Source organism: Phenylobacterium sp., assembly GCF_022402485.1.
In the GTDB taxonomy this organism is placed as follows: Bacteria; Pseudomonadota; Alphaproteobacteria; order Caulobacterales; family Caulobacteraceae; genus Phenylobacterium.
Genome location: NZ_JAKRSA010000006.1, coordinates 1 through 2,855, shown reverse-complemented (window position 1 = coordinate 2,855; position 2,855 = coordinate 1). Strand labels below are relative to the sequence as shown.

2 protein-coding genes are annotated in these 2,855 nt (G+C 66.7%); one reads left to right on the top strand and one right to left on the bottom strand.

What is annotated here, in order from left to right:
• Positions 1-839 (top strand): NAD(P)-dependent oxidoreductase (locus MH112_RS01050; protein ID WP_296562823.1); only part of this gene is annotated, 839 nt, incomplete at its 5' end.
• A gap of 8 nt (positions 840-847) precedes the next feature.
• Here MH112_RS01050 and MH112_RS01045 read toward each other — a convergent pair.
• A complete protein-coding gene (locus tag MH112_RS01045) occupies positions 848-2,455 on the bottom strand; it encodes an MFS transporter (RefSeq protein WP_296562825.1) in 1,608 nt (535 codons plus the stop codon).
• Positions 2,456-2,855 lie beyond the last annotated feature (400 nt).

Here is a 2,855-nt window from a genome sequence, read left to right as displayed (position 1 = left end):
CTGGTGAAGGTGCCGACGCCAAGGCCCGTCTGTTTGACGGCTCCCCAGCCCGGCTGGTTCGGGTCGCCGACGCCCAGGCCTATCTGCCGGCCACCTATGCCGGGGCAAGCCTGGTGTTTATCGCCAGCCCCGATGACCTGTTTGTCCAGGGGGCGCTGACGGCCGCCCGGGCCGCCCGGGTCCCGGTGAATGTGGTGGACCGCCCGCCGCTGTGCGACTTTACCACCCCAGCGGTCATCGACCGGGGCGAGGTGGTGGCTGCGGTAGGGACCGGGGGGTCCTCGCCTATGCTGGCCACCATGTTGCGCAACACCATCGAGACTCGCATTCCGGAAGGGACGGGTCGCATCGCGGCCCTGTTCCGCCGCATGCAGGATGAGGTCCGTGAGGCCCTGCCTGAGCTGCCCCGCCGTCGAGCTTTTCTCCGCCAGGCCCTGGAAGGCCCGGCGGCGGATGCGGCCATGGCCGGCAATATGGAGGCTGCCGAGGCCCTTCTGCGTCGCGCCCTGTCGGAGGATGAGCCGCAACCGGGCAAGCTGCAGTTCGTGGCCGGTCGCGGGCCAGCGGACCTGATCACCTTGCGGGCCAGTCGCGCCTTGGCCGCAGCCGATGTGCTGGTGATCCCCCAGGACGCCGACCCAGAGATCCTCGGCATGGCCAGGCGAGACGCCGAGCGCCTGACTGGCGAGGCCGCCAGTCCAGACCAGCTGATCGACCTGGCTCGCCAGGGGCTGAAGGTCGTCAGCCTGATCACCGCCCTGCCGGACGCCGCCGCCCTGCGGGCCTATGCGGAGTCCGGCCTGGCCGTCGAGGTTATGCTGGCCGCCCCAGAGGCCTGAGGCGGGCTTCAGTCCAGGGGCTTGCCCTTGGTCTCGGGCAGGAACAGGCACACCACCACACTGATGCCGGTGAAGATCACCGGGTACCAGAGGCCGGAATAGATGTTGCCGGTCGCCGTCACGATGGCGAAAGCGCTGAAGGGAACAAAGCCCCCCACCCAGCCCGTGCCGATATGATAGGGCAGGGACATGGCAGTGTAGCGCACCCGGGTGGGGAACAATTCCACCAGGGTCGCAGCCATGGGCCCATAGAGGGCTGTGGCTGCCACCACGAAGATCATCAGGATGCCGAACACCGCCACGAGATTGGTCCGCGCCGGGTCAGCTGCGGCAGGGTAGCCATTGGCGCTCAGCGCCTCACGGATCTGGCTGTCCACCTCAGCCCGCGCCGCCTTGAGAGCGTCGGGCGAGAGCTGTGATCCATCGATGGAGACCACAATGGTCTGGCCGACCCGGACCTGAGCCGGGGCACCGGCCGGGGCAGCCTGATTGTCATAGGAGACCCCGGCATTGGCCAGGGAGGTCTTGGCAATGTCGCAGGCTGAGACGAACTGCGCGCGCCCGACCGGGTCAAATTGGAGGGCGCAGTCGGCGGGGTCTGCGACCACCACCACCGGTGTGGCCCGCTGGGCCTCAGCCAGGGCCGGATTGGCGGCCATGGTCAGGGCCTGGAACCCCGGGAAGAAGGCGATCAGGGCCAGGGTCATGCCAAACCACATCACCCACTTGCGCCCGACCCGGTCCGAAAGCCAGGCGAACATCACATAGAGCGGTGCGCTGGCGATGGTGGCGCAGATCATCAGGGTGTTCACCGTCGCCGGCGCCACCTTCAAAAACCGCTCCAGGAAGATCTGGGTGTAGAAGAAGGCGGTGTACCAGACCGCACCCTGGGCGCTCATGAAGGCAAACAGCGACAGGAGCACCAGCTTCAGATTGCCCCATTGGCCAAAGGCTTCCGCGAAGGGGGCCTTGGTCTGCTGGCCTGCGGCCTTCAGGCGTTCAAAGCTGGGGCTCTCTGAGAGCTTCAGGCGCATGAAGATCGAGATCGCCAGGAGGCCAGCAGAGACCAGGAAGGGGATGCGCCAGCCCCAGTCGGCGAAGGCTTCCTCTCCTACCGTGCGCCGGGTGACCAGGATCACCACCAGGGCGCCGATCAGACCAAAGGCCGCCGAGGTCTGGATCCAGCCAGTGAATTCGCCTCGGCGATGGTCAGGGGCGTGTTCGGCCACATAGATCGCTGCGCCCCCGTACTCCCCCCCGAGCGCCAGGCCCTGAAGGATCCGCAGCACGATCAGCAGGGCCGGCCCGATCAGGCCCGCCTGTTCGTAGGTGGGCAGAAAGCCAATGGCCAGGGTGGCCCCGCCCATGAGGGTGACGGTGACCAGGAACGCCGCCTTGCGCCCGACCAGGTCGCCCATCCGCCCAAAGATCAGGGCACCCAGGGGGCGGAAGGCAAACCCGGCGCCGAACAGCGCCAGGGCGGCAATCAGGCCAGCGGTCTCATTGAGGCCCGCAAAGAAGTTCCGCGAAATGACCGAAGCCAGGGCCCCAAAGATAAAGAAGTCATACCATTCGAAGGCCGTGCCGGCCGAGGAGGCCACCACCACGGTGCGCATGGGGGTCGGCTTATCGTCCCCATTCTGTTCAGTATCTGACTGCTGAGTGTCTGCGGCGTCCTGCGCCATGAGCGTTCCCCCGAACTTTGCCTTGGGCGCAGCAGTAACACTGGTCGGCGATCGTGCGGAAGGCGGGACAGGCCTCAAGATCAAAGGCCAAGGCCTCACGGGGACGGTGGCGCGGTCACCACACCGATAGGAAAGCGCCTGCCTGGCGCCCGCCCCAAGCCTGTGAGGATGCCCCCTGACCGGGGAGATTTCCCTGATCCGTCAAGGGAATCTCGGAGATCTGCCCAAGCCTTGCGCAGGCGGGGGCCAAATCTGTCGCAAAAAGTGGAAAAAGGCCGATTGACACTCATGGGGGTGGCGACTAGATACGCCGCTCCTCGCCGCTGACGGA

Bases quoted from the DNA above. Each gene is read 5' to 3' on its own strand.
- MH112_RS01045 (WP_296562825.1), bottom strand. From the start codon at position 2,455: ATGCGCACCGTGGTGGTGGCCTCCTCGGCCGGCACGGCCTTCGAATGG.